Raw genomic sequence first — 19,713 nt, 5'->3', positions numbered from 1 at the left:
GCGATGAGGCTGATCCGCCACCGGGCGTGGCAGGCCCTGGTGCTGCTGGTGGCGGCGATGGTGCTGAGCTCGTGTGGCTGGAAGGGCATCTCCAACGTCTCGATTCCGGGCGGCCCCGGCAGCGGCGCGGGATCGATGACCATCTATGTGCAGGTGCCCGACACCCTGGCGATCAACGGCAACAGCAAGGTGATGGTGGCCGACGTGTTCGTCGGCTCGATCAAGGCCATCAACCTGAAGAACTGGGTGGCCACCCTGACGCTGGGCTTGGACAAGCACACCAAGCTGCCCAAGAACGCCACCGCCAAGATCGGCCAGACCTCGCTGCTGGGTTCGCAGCACGTCGAGCTCGCGTCGCCGCCGAACCCGTCGCCCGAGCTGCTCAAGGACGGCGACACCATTCCGCTGAAGAACTCGTCGGCGTATCCCACCACCGAGCAGACGCTGGCCAGCCTTTCATTGATCCTGCGCGGCGGCGGCATCCCCAACCTGGAGGTGCTGCAGAACGAGATCTACAACATCTTCAACGGCCGCGGCGAGGCGATCCGGTCCCTGCTCGGCAAGCTGGACACCTTCACCACCCAGCTCAACGCGCAGCGCGACGACATCACCCACGCCATCGACTCCACCAACCGGCTGCTGACCTACGTCGGCGGGCGGGCGGATGTCCTGGACCGGGTGCTCACCGACATCCCGCCGCTGATCAAACACTTTGCCGACACGCAAAACCTGCTGATCAACGCCGTCGATTCGGTGGGGCGTCTGAGCCAGGTCGCCGACCAGTACCTGTCGGAGGCGCGCGCGCCGCTGTACACCGACCTGCAGGCGCTGCAATGCCCGTTGAAGGAGCTCGGCCGGGCCTCGCCGTACCTGATCGGCGCGCTGAAGTTGATCCTCACGCAGCCGTTCGACATCGACACGGTGCCGAAGATCTTCCGCGGCGACTACATCAACATCTCGTTGACGCTGGACCTGACCTACAGCGCGGTCGACAACGCGTTCCTGACCGGGACCGGGCTGTCGGGAGCCCTGCGGGCGCTCGAGCAGTCGTTCGGGCGTGACCCCGAGACGATGATCCCCGACGTGCGCTACACGCCGAACCCGAATGACGCGCCGGGTGGACCGCTGGTGGAAAGGGGGGACAGGAATTGCTGACTCCCTTCATCCGACGCCAGCTGATCGCCTTCGGGATCCTGACCGTCATCTCGCTGCTCGTGCTCGGGGTGTACTACCTGCAGATCCCGAGCCTGATGGGCATCGGGCGGTACACGCTGAAGGCCGAGCTGCCCGCCTCGGGCGGGCTGTATCCGACGGCCAATGTCACCTATCGCGGCATCACCATCGGCAAGGTCACCGATGTCGAGCCGACCGAGCGCGGCGCCGAGGCGACGATGAGCATCGACAGCCACTACAAGATCCCGACCGACGCGACGGCCAACGTGCACTCGGTCTCGGCCGTCGGTGAGCAATACCTGGACCTGGTGTCGAGCGGAAACCCCGGCAAGTACCTCGCGGACGGACAGACCATCACCAAGGGCACGGTGCCCGCCGAAATCGGGCCGGCCCTGGACACGGCGAACCGCGGCTTGGCGGTGCTGCCCAAGGAGAAGATCGGCCAGCTGCTCGACGAGACGGCGCAATCCGTCGGCGGGCTGGGTCCCGCCCTGCAGCGCTTGGTCGACTCCACCCAGGCCATCGTCGGCGATTTCAAGACCCAGATCACCGACGTCAACGACATCATCGAGAACTCCGGCCCGGTGCTGGACAGCCAGGTCAAATCGCGCGACAACATCGAGCGCTGGGCACGCAACCTGAACAGGCTCGCCGCCCAGTCCGCGCAGCAGGACCAGCGTCTGAAAAGCCTGCTGCACCAGGCGGCGCCGACGGCCGATCAGGTCAACGACCTCTTCAGCGGCGTCCGGGAGTCGCTGCCGCAGACGCTGGCCAATCTTGAGGTCGTCTTCGACCTGCTCAAGCGCTACCACACCGGCGTCGAGCAGGTCCTGGTGTTCCTTCCGCAGGGCGCGTCGATCGCCCAGACGGTGGCCGCCCCATTCCCGAACATGGCCGCGCTCGACCTGGCGCTGTCGATCAACCAGCCGCCGCCGTGCCTGACCGGCTTCATCCCGGCCTCGGAGTGGCGGTCCCCGGCGGACACCAGCATTCAGCCGTTGCCGACGGGCACGTACTGCAAGATCCCGATGGAGACCCCGGCCAACAGCGTGCGCGGGTCGCGCAACATCCCCTGTACGGACATCCCGGGCAAACGGGCGGCCACCCCGCGGGAATGCCGCGACCCCAAGCCGTACGTCCCGGCGGGCACCAACCCCTGGTACGGCGACCCCAACCAGATCCTGACCTGCCCCGCGCCGGGAGCGCGATGCGATCAGTCGGTGCGCCCGGGCATGGTGATCCCCGCGCCGTCGATCAACAACGGGCTCAACCCCGCGCCCTCGGACCGGGTGGCGGGGACGCCCCCGCCCACCAGCGATCCGTTGTCGCGGCCGGGGTCGGGTAGCGTGCAGTGCAACGGCCAGCAACCCAACCCGTGTGTCTACACCCCCAGCGGGCCTCCCACGGCGGTCTACAGTCCCCAAAGCGGTGAACTGGTGGGGCCAGACGGGGTTAAATACTCCGTCGAGAATTCGACCAGAACAGGAGACGACGGATGGAAGGAGATGCTGGCACCAGCCGGCTGAACCCCATCGACACGGACGACGATTCGTTGAGCCCCGAAGACAAGGACGAGGATTCGACGGCACCCGACAGCGTAGCCGAGCAGGCCGATCCGCAGGGTGACCCCCAGGATCCGGTGGAATCCGGTGAGCCCGGTGCGACCGCGCCGCGCGGCGCGTCAAGAGTGGGACGCGGGTGGCTGGCCGCCATCGCGGTGCTGCTGGTGCTATGCGCGGGCGCGATCGGGGCGGGGGGCTACCTCGCGCAGCGCTATCACCGCGACAGCCTGGTGATCGCCCGCAACGATGCCACCGCGCTCAAGGCGGCGGTCGAATGCGTCACGGCGACGCAGGCGCCGGACACCAACGCGATGACCGCGGCTGAGCAGAAGATCATCGAATGTGGCACAGACACTTTCCGCACGCAGGCCTTGCTGTACACCAGCATGCTCGTTCAGGCGTACCAGGCCGCGAACATCCACGTTCAGGTGTCCGATGTGCGGGCGGCGGTCGAGCGCAACAACCCCGACGGGTCGATAAATATCCTTGTCGCGCTCCGCGTCAAGGTGGCCAGCGATCAGACTGAGAACGAGACCGGCTACCGCCTGCGGGTGAAGATGGCATTCGCCGAGGGGCAATACAGGATCTCCAAACTCGACCAGGTGACGAAGTGACGGTGGTGGTCGAACAGACTGCACCCACGGACGTCCCAGAGCCACCGCGGGAAGCCTTGGCGCCCTGGCATTCTCGCGTCGGCGCCTTCGCCATCGACGTGCTGCCGGGCGTGGCGGTGCTGGCGACGCTGGCGTTGGTGTCGCTCACGGTGCCGGCGCGCGGCCTGTGGTGGTGGGTGTCCATCTGCGTCATGGGGCTCGCCGTCCTGGCGATGCTGGTCAACCGGTTGCTGCTGCCGACGATCCTTGGCTGGAGCCTGGGCCGCGCCGTGGCGGGCATCGCCGTGACGCGTCGCGGCGGTGAGGCCGCGGGGCCGTGGACGCTGCTGCTGCGCGACGTCGCCCACCTGCTCGACACCGCGACGACCGTGGGATGGCTGTGGCCGCTGTGGGATTCGCGTCGCCGCACGTTCGCCGACATGGTGGCGCGCACCGAGGCGCGACGCCTGCAGCCGGACCAGGCGCCCCCGAACGTCCGGCGCTGGGCCGCGGGCGCGGTGCTGGCCGCGACGGCGGTGTGCCTGGGCGGTGCCGCGCTCAGCTACGGCGCGGCGTACGCCCCACAGCGGGCGAGCGATCAGACCCGCGCCGAAATCGCCACGCAGGGGCCCAAGATCGTGGCCCAGATGCTGACGTATGACCCCAAGTCGCTGCAGGACGACTTCACCCGGGCGCAGTCGCTGGCCACCGACAAGTACCGCGAACAGTTGGCGGCCCAGCAGGACCTGGTGCGCAAGGGCACTCCGGTCATCAACGAGTACTGGGTCACCAACAGCTCGATCGAATCGGCCGCCCCGAACCGGGCCACCATGCTGCTGTTCATGCAGGGACGGCGCGGCGCCGCACCCGAGGTGCGCTACATCAGCGCAACCGTGCGGGTGAACTTCGCCAAGGGCGGCGGAAACGCTTGGCGCGTCGACGATCTCACCGTGTTGTCCAAGCCGAAGCCGCCGGGGAACGGCAAATGAGCCCGCGCCGCAAGTTCACGCCCGGTGAGCGGCCACTGCTCGTCGAGCGCCCGGTGCCGCCGCGGCAAGGATGGCTGGTGCCGCTGGCCGCCACGGTGGCGGCGGTGCTGATGGTCGCGGCGATCAGCGTCTGCGCGCTGATGTGGGGCTCCCACGAGTCCCGGGCGCGCGCCGCCTCCCGGGACCGCGAGGTGCTCACCTACGTGACCGGATTCATGACGCAGTTCACCTCCATCGACCCCTTTCACGCCAACGACTACGTGAACCGGATACTCGCCCAGGCGACCGGCGATTTCGCCAAGCAGTACGAGAAGAACGCCAACGAGATCCTGCTTCAGGTCGCCCGTGCCGAACCGGCCACGGGCAGCGTGCTCGACGCCGGCCTGGAGCGTTGGAACGACGACGGCAGCGCCAATGTCATGGTGGCCACGGCCATCACCACGAAATCACCGGACGAGAAACAGGTTTTGGAGAACGCCAATCGTTGGGCGGCAACCGCGACGCAGGAAGGTAACCAGTGGAAGATCAGCAACCTGCAGCAGGTGATCTGACCGCCGAGGACGAGGCGACCGTTGACGAGGCGACCGTTGCGGCGCCGGACGACGGCGACGCCGGGGCCACCGACGACGCCACCGACGCCGAGGTTACCGACGACGCCACCGACGCCGAGGCTACCGAGGACGCCGGCGAGCAGGCGGCGGACGCCCCGGCGCCGGCGCCACGCAAGCGGCGCCTCGCCGGTAAGGCATGGGCGATCGTCGCCCTGGTCGCCGCCGTGCTGTTCGTCGGCTCCGCCGGGTTCGCCGGCGCGATGGTGCAGCCCTACCTAACCGACCGGGCCGTCGCCGAAACGAAAATCAACGTCGCGCGCACGGCGGCCAACGCGATCACCACGCTGTGGACCTACACCCCGGAAAACATGGACACCCTCGCCGACCGCGCATCCGCCTATCTCACCGGCGATTTCGCGGCGCAGTACCGCAAATTCGTCGACGCCATCGTGGCGCCGAACAAACAGGCCAAGATCACCAACCACACCGACGTCACCGGCGCGGCGGTCGAATCGCTCGACGACAACAACGCCGTGGTCATCATCTACACCAACACCACGTCGACCAGCCCGCTGACCAAGAACGTGCCGTCGCTGAAGTACCTGTCCTATCGGCTGTTCATGAAGCGTCAAAAGAGCCGCTGGCTGGTGACCAGGATGACGACGATCACCTCGCTGGATCTGACACCGAAAACCTGACGCCGCAGCCACGGGCACGCCGAAATAGACTGCACCCCATGGCGGTTACCTCACCGGTCTCACAACGATCGACGGTGGCGGCGCTGCTGTTGCTGACGTTCGCGACGGGACTGGCCGACGCGATCAGTATCCTGGTGCTCGGCCACGTGTTCGTCGCCAACATGACCGGCAACGTGATCTTCCTGGGTTTCTGGCTGGCGCCGAGAACCAGCATCGACCTGACCGCCGTCGTGGTCGCCCTGCCGACCTTCGTGTGCACCACCGTGTTCAGCGGCCGGCTGTCCCGGCATTTCGGCGAGCGGACGCGGGCGTGGATCACTACGGTGCTGGCCACCGAGATCGTCCTGCTGGTTACCGTGTCGATCCTGGCGGGTGCGGGAGTGCTGACCTACCAACGGAATTCCACACTCGTCATGATCGGCATCCTCGCCGTGACGTTCGGGCTGCAGCACTCGAGCGCACGCCAGTTCGGCATTCCGGAACTCTCCACCACCGTGCTGACGTCGACGATCGTCAGCCTCGGCCTGGACAGCCGGCTGGCCGGCGGCACCGGTGAGCGCCAAAGGCTGCGGGTCGGCGTTGTCGTCACGATGGGCGCCGGCGCCTTCGTCGGCGCGACGATGTCGAGGTACACGGTCGCCCCGGTGTTCGTCGTGGCCGCGGCGGTGATAGCGACGAGCCTGCTGATCTTCAGGTTCGGGCCCGGTGCAACGAAAGGCGCTGCGGCCGTGATTAGTTGAACGCGAGCCAGCTCGGCAGCGCCCGCTCGTGTGAGTCGCAGAGCACCTGTCGGGTGTCGCACGACCCCCTGGGGGAGCCGGCGCCGGCCCACATGCCGCCGGTGTCACGGCGCAGCACGATCGCCGAGGAGCCACCGCCGTCGAGCAGCACGGCATTGTCGCTGCCCAGCCCCCGGAACAGGTCCTGCATGTTGTCCGGGGTGTAGTTGCCGCCCTCGAAGATGTACATCTCGTCCTTTTGCCGCGCGTAGGCCAACGCCGTTCGCGCCGCGCTGGGCCCGCCGTCGTGCAGCTGTTCGGTGTTGCCGGGTGCCAGCAGCCCGATGCCCGACACCGCCACGAACCTCTCGTTCTTGCTGAGCAGATCCTGGACGACCGGGGTCGCGGCGTCGTAGTCCTTTTTTGTCTTGGGCCACACCACATACGGCGCGCCGCCGGACGGCAGGATCATGGTCGTCAGCGCGCTCCAGCTCTCGCCGCCGCCGGAGAGACCCTGCTTGCCGGGATAGGCGAGGGTGCCCGTGACCGCCTGGTTGGCGCGGCCCCGGCCATTGGTGTTGTCCACGAAGGCGCCCAACGGTGAGCTGCACCCGGTCTGGCGCCACGAACCGCCCTTTTGCCCGCGCACGTCGAAGAAGTTGGCGTTGATCGCGATCGTCGGCTGGCCCATGCGTTGCCACGCTTGCAGCGGTGTGTAGAGCTCCGAGGCCTGCCACAGCCCCTCCCCGGTGCGGGCACCGGGATTGTTCTCGCAGCGGGCCTGGTCGCCCTGGTGCGTGTCGACCAGCAGGTGCGGTGAGAGACGTCCGGCCGCGTTCTTGATGATCATCAGGTGGCCGCCGTTGTTCATCTCATACCAGCTGCCGGCGGCGTTGAGCATCGGCGCGGGATGGCCGGGGCCGAAGTTGTACACCAGGTAGGAACCGCGGGTGCTGCCGATGGCGTTGGCGAGCAGATCGCGCCCGTCGGCGGCTCGCGCCAGGGGCAGCCCGTTGGTGGCGGCCAGCGTGAAGCAGGCGAGGAGGGCGGTGCAGCACGCCGCCAGCCGGCGGAAGCTGGCGCGTCGGGTCAGCACGATAGCCCTTTCGGCCATGATCTGGATGCAACAGAGACATCATCAGCCTCATTAGTCACACTGTCAATAAAGATAACGAGCCGATGACGCTGGGGCCACGTGCGAATTACGTTTGTTCGCTGGAACTTTCGGGCTCGGCGACGTCCGGGGTTGATTCGGTGGCGGCCGGCGTCGACTCGGTGGCGGCGGGCTCGGCCCGCTTGCCGCGGCGGGCCTTGTGTTGAGCCTGGTGTTCCTGCGCGAGCGCCAGGGCGGCCGCGCCCTGGATCCGGTGAAAGCCCTTGCGGTCGTAGAGGTGCGTGACGATGCCGCCGAGCAGCAGGCCGATGACGAGGCCCACCGACGTCATGGTCAGCGCCTGGCTCAGGCCCGCATCCCCGCGGCCGCCGAAGTACAGCAGCGATCGCGCGCCCAGGAAAACCTGATGCATCGGCTCGAATTCGGCCAGCCATCGGAAGAAGGACGGCGTCGCCTCCAGCGGCACCGTGGCTCCGGCCGACGGCAGGCCGAGGATCACGAAGATGAGCATGCTCACCAACATCCCCGCCGTGCCGAGCACCGAGAGCAGCGAACTGGACGTGATGCCCACCGCGGCGATCGCGAACACGCCGAACGCCCAGAGCTGCCAACTGAGATCGATGGGCATACCGAGCGCGTCGGCGATCCAGACGTACACCGCCGAGGTGAGCAGCCCGAGCAGCACCATCATGGCCCACTTGAGCAGCAGCGTCTGGAATCTCGAGATCCTGACCTGCTCGGCGAATCGGTACACCGGGCCGAATTCGGCCGGCACGTAGCCGAGCAGCGCGTCGACCAGCGTGCTGACCACGATGCTGCCGGTGAACCCGGCAAGCAGGAGCAGCAGCGCGTAATAGAACGCGGACAGCCCGTTGCCGGTGCCATTGGGCAGCGGGTTGTAGACGACCGACTGGATCTCGATGGGGGCGGCCAGCCCCACCTGGGCCGCGCCGGGTAGCGGCGCGCCGCCGGTCTGCGCGGCCACCTCCGCTGTAACCCGTTGCCCCGCTATGCCGTTGGCCATGCCCATGGCCGTGCTGAGCGTTTGGCCGGCGATGCTCGCGCCCAGCGTGCCGGCCCGCGGGTTGGTGGAGACGGTGATCGACGGCCGTTCGGCGCGGGTCGGCGCCACGGCGCTGGTCCCGAAGTCCCGCAGCTTGGACGAGAAGCTGGGCGGTATCACGACCGACCCGTACACCCGGCCGGTGTCCAGTTGACGTTTGGCCTCGCCGCGGGAGAGCACGCGGACGTCGAACTTGTTCTTGTCCAACCCATTGACCAACCGGTCGGTGATCTGCGCACCCCCGGGGCCGGCGTCCTCGTTCACCACCGCGATGGGGAAATGGTGCAGGTTGCTGCTCGGGTTCAAGATGCCGCCGAGGTAGAGCGCGCACAGCGCCGACATCAGCGCCAACGTGATGATCAGGGGCGCCGCCCAGAACCGCACGGTGCGGATCGCCTTGATGTTGTGCTTGGGATTGGGCGCCGCGTGCTGCGCGTGCGACTGAGGCATGCCGACTCCTGTCTGTCGTGCCCACTCTATGGGCTGCGTCGCCGGCCCTCCATGTCTCAGTCGCCCAGCTTGGCGTGCATCTCCCACAGCAGCAGTTCCGAGGGCTCGCTCGCCGCCGCGCGGCGGCCGTCGGCGTCGGTCAATCGCACGGCGTCGCCCGCGTGCAACTCCCCGATCCCTTCGACGCTGACCCGGCCGCGGGCCAGGAAAAGATGCAGGTAGGGCGCGGCCGGGAGGTGCGCGGCCGCCCCGGCCCCCAGGCGCGTGCCGTGCAGCGCGGCGTGGCGGTTGTGCAGGGTGATGGCCGCGTCGTGGGTGGGGATGCCAGAGGCGATCGTCACCAGGTTGTCGTCCAGCATTTTCGGGTCGATCTCGTGCTGTTGGTAGCTCGGGTCGATGCCGGACTCGTCGGGTACCACCCACATCTGCACGAAATGCACCGGCTCGCTGGGGGAGTCGTTGCGCTCGGAGTGCAGGATGCCGCTGCCGGCCGACATGCGTTGCGCCAGTCCGGGATAGACGACCCCGTGGTTGCCGGTGGAGTCGCGATGGGACAGTTCGCCGCGCAGCACCCAGGTCACGATTTCCATGTCCCGGTGCGGGTGCGTGTCGAATCCCGTTCCGGGGGAGACGATGTCGTCGTTGTTGACCAACAGCAACCCGTAGTGGGTGTTGTCCGGGTCGTAGTGGTCGCCGAAGGAGAACGAGTGCCGGGAGGTCAACCACGGTGTGGTGGTGACGGCCCGATCGGCCGCGCGGCGGATCTCCGCGGTGGCAGACATGATCCCAGCGTAATGCCCGGGCGGGTCAGCCGACCGCCGCGGTGAGCAGCCGCTGGGCGTGGCGGAGCGCGGCGTCGAGCTCGGGCAGGGTCAACCCGGTGGCGTGGCCCAGGTGGATCTCGATCTGATACTCCGGCTGGCCATCGGGGGAGAAGATCGGCAGCACGACGAATTCGGCGGTGGCCAAGTCCGTTTCGAGGACATCGGTGACCGACCGCAGCGTCACCATCGTCATCAGCGTGGTGAGCTGACGCGTGACGTGGGCCGTCGGCTCCAGCGAGGCCAGCACCTCGGCCAGCCGATGGTGCAGCGACTGGTGGGTGTCGTCGAAGCGCCACGCGCCATAGCCGCGGGCACGGATATCGGTCAGCACCCGCTGATGCTCGGAGATTTCGGCGCGGGTGAGCCGGGGCATCACGCGATGCAGCCAGGCCTGGACGAAATCCTCGTCGCGCCAGGCCATGGCGACCAGGCCGAAGGGCGGGTCGATGGGAAAGCGCTGGCCCACAGCGTGTTCGCCGTCGGTGCCGTGGCCGACCGTGTCGACGGTGATCAGGTGTCGGGCGCCGATCTTCGACATGGAGCAGCCCGCGTCGAGCCTGTCGTGCAGGAAGCGCAGCGCGTCGCGGCCGCGGTCCAGCAGCGGAAACTGCTCGCGCAGCCCGTGCACCAGCCCGAACAGCCCGCTGCCCAGCACGTAGCGACGATCCCCGCGCCGCGCCACCCAGGCGCGCCGTTCCAACTCGGCCAGCACGAGGGCGCACGTCGAGGTGCTGATGGCGCAACGTTTTGCCAGTTCCGCCGATGTGAGCCCACCCGGCGAATTTGCCAGGGCGGCAAGCACATCCATCACCCGCGCGGTCGGCGGCGATTTGGGGCGTGGTTCGCCCCGCGCCTGCGCCATTGACGTAGCCACCGCCGCCTCCCTACGATCCGTCCAAAATGCCAGAATATATGTCCTAATATTAGGAGACAATCGTGTTGAAGGTGGGGGTGTGGGGGCCCGGGTCCATGGGAGTGGTCGCCCTGCGTGGCGTGATCGACCATCCGGAGCTGCAACTGGTCGACGTCGTGGTGCACAGCGATGCCAAGGCCGGCCGAGATGCCGGGGAGCTGTGCGGCATTGCGCCGGTGGGCGTGGTGGCCACCCAGGATCCGGCGGCCATGCTCGCCGGCGACGCCGACGCCGTGGTGTACGCCGCCGCCGCCAACCTGCGGCCGCTGGACGCCGTCGAGGACATGGTGTCGATCCTGCGGGCCGGAAAGAACGTGGTGTCGTGTTCGGTGGTGCCGCTGGTCTTTCCCGACGCCGTCGACGCCGCGTTCACCGAGCCGCTGCGCCAGGCCGCGATCGACGGCGGGGTGTCGTTCTTCACCACCGGCATCGACTCCGGATTCGCCAACGACGTTCTGCCGCTGATGCTTACCGGCGTGTCGCGGGTGATCGAATCGGTGCGCGTGACCGAGATGTTCAACTACGCGACCTACCCGGACCGCTCCGCCGTCTACGAGATCCTCGGGTTCGGGCAGCAACCGGACTACCCGGCCTTCGCGGCCCAGCCGGGGATTTTCACCTTCGGCTGGGGGCCCGTGTTGCACCAGCTCGCCGCCGGGTTGGGGGTCAAGATCGACAACATCGAGGAGGCCAACGAGCGGATCCCCGCCGGCGAATCTTTCGACACGCCAACGGGGCACATCGCGGCCGGAACGATCGCGGCCATGCGCTCGACGCTGACCGGTTACGTCGGGGGGAAACCGACCTTCGTCCTCGACCACGTGACGCGCATGCGCGACGACATCGCCCCGGACTGGCCCCAGCCCCGCATCTGCATCGAGCCGAAGGACCTCGGTTACGGCCCGGCGTCCGGCCGCGGGTTGTACCGCGTGGAGATCGAGGGTTCTCCGAGCATGCGCTGCGAATTCGAGATGGCCGAAGACCACGACCACGATCTGGGGGCGCGCATCGCGGGCTCCTCGAGGATGGTCAACGCCATCCCCGCCGTGTGCGCCGCCGCGCCCGGGCTGCTCTCCGCGCTGGATCTGCCGCTGATCACCGGGAACGGCCTGGTGCGTCCGGTGCCGGGCCCGCCGCCCGACAGCCGGCTGTTCTAGTTGGTGACGGCGCGAGTGAGGAGGCGGGCAATCTTGCCTAGGACCGCGCGCCGGGGTACGTCGCGGCGGCGAGCTCCAGGATCTCGGCGCGGTCGGCCGCCAGAATGAATCCGGAGCGGATCGCCGCGTCGAGCGCGCCGGTGAAGCGCTCCAGGTATTCCGTGTTCCCGCCGGGATAGAGCCGGCGCAGCGTGGCGGCGTCGAAAAGCTCGCCGGAGCCGAAGATCATGGACATGATGCTTTCCTCGCCACCCAGCCCCGACGTCCGGGCGACCGGCACGTCCACCCAGGGGGTCCTGAGCCCTCCGCGGGCGAGGCCGTTGCCATCCAGAACCGGTTGCGGCCCTTCGGTTTCCCGGGCCTCAAGGGGTTCCGCGCTCGGCGCCGGCTCGCCGCTGGCGACCCACGTGTTGAGGGCGGTGAGCGCGGCCTGCACCACATAGTGGTGTTGCGGCCCGAAGTTGATGCAGTGCGCCAACTGCTGGCCCATCAGCATGTTGGTCGGCGTGTAGGCGGCGGCGATGTCCGCGAGCGGCGCCGACCCGCTGTCGATGAACGCGACCTGGATGGTGTAGTTGTCGGCGTGGGCGGCGCCGGCGATCTCCCAGACCCGCAGGTATTGGTTGTCGGGCTGGCGGGCGAAGTAGTAGCCCTGCCGGGCTCCGCCGAACACGTCGGTTTCCGTGACGACCGTCAGCAGCGGGACGCGCAGCTCCGGGCGGAACGCAACCCCTTGCGGCTCTTCGGTTTCCGCGAAGATCGAGGTTCCGTCGAGCGGGGCGGCTGAGCCGAAACGGGAATGGACGAGGAACCCGTCGTAGCTGCGGGCCAACGGGTCGACGGCGTTGATGTAGGTCGTGAGGAACATGGCCGATTGCGATTCGCCCAGAGCGATGACGCGCCGCACGGGCAGATCCCCCAGCAGGGCCCGGCCTTCGTCGCTTTTGAGCAGGCCGCCGATCTGGGAGAAGATGTCGTAGCAGAAGGCGTCGCCCGGGTGGTGTAGGGGCGCATACCGTTGTGGGTCCTGGGTTTTCAGCGACATGTCCGCGCCGAGCAGGCTGTCGCCGCCCTCGACCCCCACCCGCTGCGCCGAGACCCCGACGTAGGCGTAGCCCGACCGGATGATTTCGCGGTGCGCCATCATCCATACCGCGGGAGCGTCGATGCCGCCGCTCACGTTGAGCCATTCGACCAGCACTGTTCCGTTGAATCGGGCCGGATCGGTGGGTGTCAACACCACGATCCGCGTCGTGAAATCGGCGGAGCCCGAGGGTGTTACGTCCCAGCGGCCATCGGGTCCCAACTCGGTCACCGGGGTATAGGACGAGGCCGTCGCGGAAACGAAGAATTCCTTGACGCGGTAGCCCACGTCGGCGAGGTCATAGGCGCTCAGCAGCAGCAGCGGCTTTCCGGGCGCGGCTGTGACCAGGGCGGTGGAATTCGTCATGTGCGCAACCTTCTTACTCCTGACCGGCGGACAGTGAACCGGGCAGCCCGAACTTCGTGAACAACGTCTCATCGAGGAACGCCACCACGTGAGACACCTTCTCGCCGTGCACATCCAGCACATGCAACTGGAAGGGGACATGCACGTCGCCGGCGCGCATGTACATCGCGGCGGCGAGCTGACCGTTGGCGACCAGCGGCAGCAGCCGCATGTCTCCGCCCGCCTCGGCCGGGCATTGCTGGTGGATCAGGGTCACGATGTCCGCCGCGCCCCGATACCAGCCGGCGTACGGCGGCATTTCCCAGATCGCCTCCGCGGTGAACAACTCCACCAGGCGGTCGATGTCGTAGGTCTCGAACGCGGCGATGTAGCGGGCCAGCAGGTCTTGGGCCTCGGGCGAATCCGGCGGCGCCAGTTGGTCGTCGGCGCTGGGACCGACGGCATCCAGTTGCGACCGGGCCCGCTGCAGCAGGCTGTTGACGGCGGTCGTGGTGGTGCCGACCGCCTCGGCGACCTCGGCGGAGCGCCACTGCAGCACGTCGCGCAGCAGCAGCACCGCCCGCTGCCGCGGCGGAAGGTATTGCAGCGCAGCCACGAACGCCAGCCGTACCGACTCCCGCGACCCGACGACCACCGACGGGTCCGCCGGGTGATCGGTCAACTCCGGCAGCGGCTCGAGCCAGGGCACTTCGCGGCGCTCCACCAGCTCCGCGGTCGGGTCCGAGCTCGGGGCGCCCAGGCCCACCGGCAACGCCCTGCGCCCCTTGCCCTCCAGCGCGCTCAGGCAGGTGTTGGTGGCGATGCGGTGCAGCCAGGTCCGCAGCGAGGACTTGCCTTCGAAACGGTCGTAGGACTTCCAGGCCCGCAGCAACGTCTCCTGCACCAGATCTTCGGCGTCGTGCAGCGACCCGGTCATTCGATAGCAGTGGGCGAGCAGCTCGCGGCGATAGGGCTCGGCCTGGGCCGAGAAATCGGTCCCCAGCACCGCGTCGCCTTCGGGGTCTTGGGCGAGAAGACTCACGCGGATGAGCCTACGCAGTGTCCGCAACCCCGGCCGGGATCCCAGCCATTACGCTGCACCTCAATGACTAGGACCAGCCGATGAACCGCACCGAACGCAGTTTCGACGGATTCGGCGGTGTGCGTATCGTCTACGACGTCTGGACCCCCGACACGCCGCCACGGGCGGTCGTGGTGCTGGCGCACGGTCTCGGCGAGTACGCCCGCCGCTACGACCACGTCGCCCAGTGCTTCGGGGCGGCGGGCCTGGTCACCTACGCGCTGGACCATCGCGGGCACGGCCGCTCGGGCGGCAAACGGGCGGTGGTGCGTGACATCCACGAGTACACCACCGACTTCGACACCCTGGTCGGCATCGCCGCGCGCGAACACCACGGCCTCAAGTGCGTCGTGTTGGGCCACAGCATGGGCGGGGGGATCGTCTTCGCCTACGGCGTCGAGCGCCCGGACAACTACGACCTGATGGTGCTGTCGGGGCCCGCGGTGGCGGCCCAGGACCAGGTGTCACCGCTGCTGGCCCTGGCCGCCAAGGTGCTGGGGGCCCTCGTGCCCGGCCTGCCGGCGCAGGACCTCGACGTCGACGCCATCTCGCGCGATCCCGCGGTGGTGGCGGCCTACAAGAGCGATCCGCTGGTGTACCACGGCAAGGTTCCGGCCGGCATCGGCCGCGCGTTGCTGCAGGTCGGCGAGACGATGCCGCAGCGGGCGCCGGCGCTGACGGCGCCGTTGCTGGTGGTGCACGGGTCCGAGGACCGGTTGATTCCCGTCGCCGGCAGCCGTCGGCTCGTCGAGTGCGTCGGGTCCACCGACGTCGAGCTGAAGGTGTATCCCGGCCTGTATCACGAGGTCTTCAATGAGCCCGAGCGCGAGCAGGTGCTCGACGATGTCGTCTCCTGGATCACCGCTCGGCTGTGAGCGGGCGTGTCGGACCGCTCCCGTACGTTGGCGCTAATGACCCGCACGGGCGATGAGGCGCAGAGCGCAGCGATGAGGAGGAACGGCGCTAATGACTCGCGCCGGTGACGATGCAGAGCGCAGCGATGAGGAGGAACGGCGCTAATGACTGACGACAAGATGCTGGCGCGCATCGCCGCGCTGCTGCGTCAGGCCGAAGGCACCGACAACTCCCACGAGGCCGACGCGTTCATGTCGGCCGCGCAGCGGCTCGCGACGGCCGCGTCCATCGACCTCGCGGTGGCGCGCTCCCATTCGGCCCAGCGTTCGGCCGCGCAGGCCCCGACGCAGCGCACCATCACCATCGGCGCGGCGGGCACCAAGGGGTTGCGGACCTACGTTCAGCTCTTCGTGCTGATCGCCGCGGCCAACGACGTGCGGTGCGACGTCGCGTCCAATTCGACGTTCGTCTACGCCTACGGGTTTGCCGAGGACATCGACGCCAGCCACGCCCTGTACGCCGGCCTGGTCGTGCAAATGGTGCGCGCGTCGGACGCCTACCTCGCCTCGGGCGCGCACCGTCCCACGCCGACGATCACCGCCCGGCTCAACTTTCAGCTGGCCTTCGGGGCGCGCGTGGGCCAACGGCTGGCCGAGGCCCGCGACGAGGCCCGGCGGGAAGCCACCAAGGACCGGCAACGTGCGCCGGGAACCGCTATCGCCTTGCGGGACAAGGAGGTTGAGCTCGTGGACTACTACCGCGGTGCGTCCAAGGCGCGCGGCACCTGGCAGGCCAGTCGAGCCTCGGCCGGGTATTCCTCGGCGGCGCGGCGCGCGGGCGACCGGGCCGGCAAGCGAGCGCGGCTCGGCAACAGCCCGGAACTCCCCGGGGCGCGGAGCGCGCTGAGCGGGTGACTCCCGGGAACTTCCCGCGGCGGGATTCTCAACGCTCCAGGGTCTATGCGGCCGAGGAATTCGTCCGCACGTTGTTCGACCGCGCCGCCCAGCACGGTTCACCCGCCGTGGACTTCTTCGGCACACAATTGACGCTGCCGCCGGAGGGCCGCTTCGGCTCGGTGGCCTCCGCCCAGCGCTACGTGGACGACGTGCTGGCGCTGCCGGCGGTGCGCAGCCGGTGGCCGGGGGTGGCCCCGTTGCGGGTCCGGCCGCGCCGGGCCGCCACCGCCGCGCACTACGAAAACCAGGACGGCGCAGGCGTTATCGCGGTCCCCGACCGTGACACCGCCGACTGGGCGCTGCGTGAGCTGGTGATGTTGCACGAAGTGGCGCATCATTTGTGCCGGGCCGAGCCGCCGCACGGCCGCGAGTTCGTCGCGACGATCTGCGAGTTGACGGAGCTGGTGATGGGACCCGAAGTGGGGCATGTGCTGCGCGTCGTCTACGCCAAAGAGGGTGTGCGGTGAGCGATCCCGACGAGAGGGCCCGCGAGATCGAAGCCCAGATGACCGACGACGAGCGGTTCTCCCTGCTGGTCTCGGTGATGGGCGCCGGCGACCTGTGGCCGGTGCGCGACGAACGCATCCCGGCGGACACGCCGATGAGCGCGGGGTACGTGCCCGGGATTCCCCGCCTCGGGGTGCCGCCCCTGCGGATGAGCGATGCCGGCCTGGGCGTCACCAACCCCGGCTACCGTCCGGGCGACACGGCCACCGCGCTGCCCGCCGGGCTGGCGCTGGCCGCGGGTTTCGATCCGGCGCTGGCCCGGTCCGCAGGCGAAGTGATCGGCTCAGAGGCGCGCAGCCGCGGATTCAACGTGCAGCTCGCCGGGGCGATGAACCTCGCGCGCGACCCGCGCAACGGCCGCAACTTCGAATACCTTTCCGAGGACCCGCTTTTGACCGCCGCGATGATCGCGGAGTCGATCGACGGCATTCAGCGCCACGGCGTCATCTCGACGGTCAAGCACTACTCGCTGAACTGCAACGAGACCAATCGGCACTTCCTGGACGCGGTCATCGATCCCGACGCGCACCGCGAGTCCGACCTGCTCGCCTTCGAGATCGCGATCGAGCGGGCGCAACCGGGCGCCGTGATGACCGCCTACAACAAGGTCAACGGCGTCTACGCCGCGGCGAACGATGTCCTGATCAACGAGGTGCTCAAGGGCGCCTGGGCGTATCGCGGTTGGGTCATGTCCGACTGGGGCGCCACGCCGAGCTGGGAGTGCGCGCTGGCCGGCCTCGATCAGGAGTGCGGCGCCCAGATCGACGCGCTGCTGTGGCAGGCCGAGGCCTTCGGCGCGCCGCTGCGCGACGCGTACGCCGAGGGCAGGCTACCCAGGGAGCGGTTGTCGGACATGGTCCGACGGATCCTGCGGTCCATGTTCGCCGTCGGTATCGACCGCGACGCCGCGCCGCCGGAGCCGGATCGGGCCGCGCACAACGAGATTGCGCTGCGCATCGCCCGCCAGGGGGTCGTGTTGCTGACCAACCGGGGAGCGCTCCCGTTGACGCCCGAGCCGGGCACGCGCATCGCCGTCATCGGCGGATACGCGCACCTGGGCGTGCCGGCCGGTTATGGTTCGAGCACCGTCGTTCCCGACGGCGGCTACGCGGGCGTGGTCCCGATCGGCGGCGCGGGGCTGGAGGCCGGGCTGCGCAACCTGTACCTGCTGCCGTCGTCGCCGTTGCAGGAGTTGCGAAACCAGTTGCCGCGGGCGCAGATCGAATTCGACCCCGGCATCAGTCCGGCCGAGGCGGCGCTGGCGGCGCGGCTCGCCGATGTCGCGATCGTGTTCGCGGTGCGCGCGGAAGGGGAGGGATACGATCTCGCCGACCTGTCGCTGCCCTGGGGCCAGGACGAAATGATCGCGGCGGTGGCGGCGGCCAACCCCAATACCGTGGTGGTGCTCGAGACCGGCAACCCGGTGAGCATGCCGTGGCGCGACGCGGTGAATGCCGTTGTGCAGGCGTGGTATCCGGGTCAGGCCGGCGCCCGGGCGAGCGCCGAGATCCTCACCGGCCGGGTCAATCCTTCGGGCCGGCTTCCGATCACCTTTCCCGCCGATCTGGACCAGACGCCTCGCCCGCGGCTACCCGGTGTCGGCACGCCGTGGGGGACCGCGAGCACGATCGAATACTTCGAGGGCGCCGATGTCGGCTATCGATGGTATGCGGCCAACGGCCACGTCCCGATGTTTGCCTTCGGTCATGGCCTGTCCTACACCAGGTTTGACTACCGTGACCTGGTGGTCACCGGCGGGGAGACCATCACGGCCAGTTTCACCGTCGTCAATGCCGGCGACCGCGCCGGGGCCGACGTGCCGCAGCTGTATGTGACGGCGGAGCCCGGCGGACCGTGCCTGCGGCTGCTGGGATTCGAGCGGATCGAGTTAGAACCGGGCGCCAGCCGCCGGCTGAGGATCGAGGCCGATCCGCGCCTGCTCGCACGCTACGACGGCGGCGCCGGATGCTGGCGGATCGAGGCGGGCGATTACACGGCGGCCGTGGGCATTTCGGCGTTGGCCATGCGGCTCGCGGCGGGGGTCGAACTGACCGGCCGTACGTTCGGGCGATGACCCCCTCGGGCTGACGCCCGAACGTACGACCGGCCCGAGGCGTTACTCGACGGGGGTCAGCGCGTCGCCGCACGTGCAGCGGTAGCCCTCGCCGGCGCCCGAGCAATGGCAGGGCACCTCGATGCGGACACGGCAGCCGCAGCCTTCGTGACCGCACGTCAGCAGGGTCCCGGCTTCGTAAGTTGCCATTTGACTCACCCTTTTTCTCCTGGTGTGACTCGTGCGGCGCGGTTCGGCCGCACCCCCACTATATACCCCCCATGGGTATGCGTAAACGGTCGCGACGGGTTTCGTGGCGGGGACGGCTGTCGTGCGGGGGCCCGGCGGGCGCGGCTAGCGTTGACGTCATGAGCGAGAAACCGACCCCCCACGACGTCGACGCATTCCTGGACAGCACGGTGGTGGGCGACGATCCGTCCTTGACCGCGGCGCTCGAGGCCAGCAACGCGGCCGGCCTACCGCCGATCGCGGTGTCGGTGCAACAGGGAAAGTTCCTGAGCCTGCTCGCCGGCGCCATCGGCGCGCGGCGCATCCTCGAGATCGGCACCCTGGGCGGCTTCAGCACCATCTGGTTGGCGCGTGGCGCCGGGCCGCAGGGCCGCGTGGTGACGCTGGAGTACGAGCCGAAGCACGCCGAGGTGGCGCGGGGCAACTTGAAGCGCGCCGGCGTCGACGATCGGGTGGAGGTGATCGTCGGCGCGGCGCTGGATACACTGCCGACGGTCACCGGACCCTTCGATCTGATCTTCATCGACGCCGACAAGGAGAACAACCTGGCCTATGTGGAGTGGGCGGTCCGATTGGCCCGGCCCGGTGCGGTGGTGGTGGTGGACAACGTGATTCGCGACGGGCAGATTCTGCGGCCGCATTCCGACGATGCCAGGGTGCGGGCGACCCGCGAGACGCTGCAGGCGATGGGCGAGCACCCGCGGCTGGACACCGCGGTGATCCAGACGGTGGGGGCCAAGCACTGGGACGGCTTCGCCTTGGCGCTGGTGCAGTAGC

Annotated in this window: 19 protein-coding genes and 1 pseudogene; 13 read left to right on the top strand and 7 right to left on the bottom strand. The window is 68.7% G+C overall.

Translation table 11 applies throughout. The features are described 5' to 3' along the window. Positions 1-3: 3 nt before the first annotated feature. From W7U_RS20320 to W7U_RS20290, 7 genes are all read left to right on the top strand, one after another. Positions 4-1,155, top strand: a complete 1,152-nt coding sequence (locus W7U_RS20320; RefSeq protein WP_008261959.1) for a virulence factor Mce family protein — start codon at positions 4-6, stop codon at positions 1,153-1,155. Then, positions 1,149-2,699, top strand: coding sequence for an MlaD family protein (locus W7U_RS20315; protein WP_008261958.1), 1,551 nt, complete (start codon positions 1,149-1,151; stop codon positions 2,697-2,699). The genes W7U_RS20320 and W7U_RS20315 overlap by 7 nt, the downstream gene beginning before the upstream one ends. After that, positions 2,669-3,349 carry a hypothetical protein gene (locus tag W7U_RS20310; protein WP_008261956.1) on the top strand — a complete coding sequence of 227 codons (681 nt, stop codon included), beginning with the start codon at positions 2,669-2,671 and terminating at the stop codon, positions 3,347-3,349. The genes W7U_RS20315 and W7U_RS20310 overlap by 31 nt, the downstream gene beginning before the upstream one ends. Further along, positions 3,346-4,317 carry an RDD family protein gene (locus W7U_RS20305; protein ID WP_008261955.1) on the top strand — a complete coding sequence of 324 codons (972 nt, stop codon included), beginning with the start codon at positions 3,346-3,348 and terminating at the stop codon, positions 4,315-4,317. Before W7U_RS20310 ends, W7U_RS20305 begins: the two co-directional genes overlap by 4 nt. Then, complete coding sequence (locus W7U_RS20300; RefSeq protein WP_008261953.1) at positions 4,314-4,868, top strand: hypothetical protein; 555 nt, start codon at positions 4,314-4,316, stop codon at positions 4,866-4,868. The genes W7U_RS20305 and W7U_RS20300 overlap by 4 nt, the downstream gene beginning before the upstream one ends. Beyond that, the gene (locus W7U_RS20295; protein WP_008261950.1) at positions 4,835-5,566 is read left to right on the top strand and encodes a hypothetical protein; all 732 of its coding nucleotides are present in this window, start codon (positions 4,835-4,837) and stop codon (positions 5,564-5,566) included. The genes W7U_RS20300 and W7U_RS20295 overlap by 34 nt, the downstream gene beginning before the upstream one ends. Before the next feature lie 74 nt (positions 5,567-5,640). Next, the gene (locus W7U_RS20290; RefSeq protein ID WP_008261948.1) at positions 5,641-6,306 is read left to right on the top strand and encodes a YoaK family protein; all 666 of its coding nucleotides are present in this window, start codon (positions 5,641-5,643) and stop codon (positions 6,304-6,306) included. Here W7U_RS20290 and W7U_RS20285 read toward each other — a convergent pair. From W7U_RS20285 to W7U_RS20270, 4 genes are all read right to left on the bottom strand, one after another. Beyond that, positions 6,299-7,408 carry a phosphodiester glycosidase family protein gene (locus W7U_RS20285; RefSeq protein ID WP_085976465.1) on the bottom strand — a complete coding sequence of 370 codons (1,110 nt, stop codon included), beginning with the start codon at positions 7,406-7,408 and terminating at the stop codon, positions 6,299-6,301. The genes W7U_RS20290 and W7U_RS20285 overlap by 8 nt on opposite strands. 79 nt (positions 7,409-7,487) lie before the next feature. Further along, a complete protein-coding gene (locus W7U_RS20280) occupies positions 7,488-8,912 on the bottom strand; it encodes a YhgE/Pip domain-containing protein (protein WP_008261945.1) in 1,425 nt (474 codons plus the stop codon). A 56-nt stretch (positions 8,913-8,968) separates the two neighbouring features. After that, on the bottom strand, positions 8,969-9,694 hold the full coding sequence (locus W7U_RS20275) for a pirin-like bicupin family protein (protein WP_008261943.1): 726 nt from the start codon (positions 9,692-9,694) through the stop codon (positions 8,969-8,971). 25 nt (positions 9,695-9,719) lie between these two features. Beyond that, entirely contained in the window at positions 9,720-10,598 is an 879-nt protein-coding gene (locus tag W7U_RS20270; protein ID WP_008261941.1) for a MarR family transcriptional regulator, read from the bottom strand. A 74-nt stretch (positions 10,599-10,672) separates the two neighbouring features. Between W7U_RS20270 and W7U_RS20265 the strand changes: the two genes are divergently transcribed. After that, positions 10,673-11,806 (top strand): dihydrodipicolinate reductase N-terminus domain-containing protein, encoded by a 1,134-nt coding sequence (locus W7U_RS20265; protein ID WP_008261939.1) that lies wholly within the window; start codon positions 10,673-10,675, stop codon positions 11,804-11,806. Between the two features lie 37 nt (positions 11,807-11,843). On the opposite strand, the gene W7U_RS20260 is transcribed toward W7U_RS20265, so the two are convergent. Both W7U_RS20260 and W7U_RS20255 read right to left on the bottom strand, forming a co-directional pair. After that, on the bottom strand, positions 11,844-13,256 hold the full coding sequence (locus W7U_RS20260) for an alpha/beta hydrolase domain-containing protein (RefSeq protein ID WP_008261937.1): 1,413 nt from the start codon (positions 13,254-13,256) through the stop codon (positions 11,844-11,846). Between the two features lie 13 nt (positions 13,257-13,269). Continuing rightward, positions 13,270-14,326, bottom strand: a pseudogene (locus W7U_RS20255) (sigma-70 family RNA polymerase sigma factor). Between the two features lie 31 nt (positions 14,327-14,357). On the opposite strand from W7U_RS20255, the gene W7U_RS20250 reads away from it, so the two are divergent. The 4 genes from W7U_RS20250 (at position 14,358) to W7U_RS20235 (ending at position 18,708) form a co-directional block, all read left to right on the top strand. Then, the gene (locus W7U_RS20250; RefSeq protein WP_008261933.1) at positions 14,358-15,191 is read left to right on the top strand and encodes an alpha/beta hydrolase; all 834 of its coding nucleotides are present in this window, start codon (positions 14,358-14,360) and stop codon (positions 15,189-15,191) included. Between the two features lie 144 nt (positions 15,192-15,335). Then, complete coding sequence (locus W7U_RS20245) at positions 15,336-16,085, top strand: DUF2786 domain-containing protein (RefSeq protein WP_008261931.1); 750 nt, start codon at positions 15,336-15,338, stop codon at positions 16,083-16,085. Next, on the top strand, positions 16,082-16,594 hold the full coding sequence (locus W7U_RS20240) for a TIGR04338 family metallohydrolase (RefSeq protein ID WP_014386021.1): 513 nt from the start codon (positions 16,082-16,084) through the stop codon (positions 16,592-16,594). The genes W7U_RS20245 and W7U_RS20240 overlap by 4 nt, the downstream gene beginning before the upstream one ends. Then, positions 16,591-18,708 (top strand): beta-glucosidase, encoded by a 2,118-nt coding sequence (locus W7U_RS20235; RefSeq protein ID WP_036429559.1) that lies wholly within the window; start codon positions 16,591-16,593, stop codon positions 18,706-18,708. The genes W7U_RS20240 and W7U_RS20235 overlap by 4 nt, the downstream gene beginning before the upstream one ends. A gap of 42 nt (positions 18,709-18,750) precedes the next feature. Here the strand turns inward: W7U_RS20235 and mymT are convergent, their stop codons facing one another. Then, positions 18,751-18,897, bottom strand: coding sequence for a metallothionein MymT (gene mymT, locus W7U_RS25780; protein WP_008261926.1), 147 nt, complete (start codon positions 18,895-18,897; stop codon positions 18,751-18,753). A gap of 158 nt (positions 18,898-19,055) precedes the next feature. Here mymT and W7U_RS20230 point away from each other — a divergent pair, with 158 nt between their 5' ends. Further along, the gene (locus tag W7U_RS20230; RefSeq protein ID WP_008261924.1) at positions 19,056-19,712 is read left to right on the top strand and encodes an O-methyltransferase; all 657 of its coding nucleotides are present in this window, start codon (positions 19,056-19,058) and stop codon (positions 19,710-19,712) included. Position 19,713 lies beyond the last annotated feature (1 nt).

Source organism: Mycobacterium sp. H4Y, from assembly GCF_000364405.1.
Lineage (GTDB): Bacteria > Actinomycetota > Actinomycetes > Mycobacteriales > Mycobacteriaceae > Mycobacterium > Mycobacterium intracellulare.
Note: the sequence above shows the minus strand (reverse complement) of the source record. Positions and strands in the feature narration are given on the sequence as shown.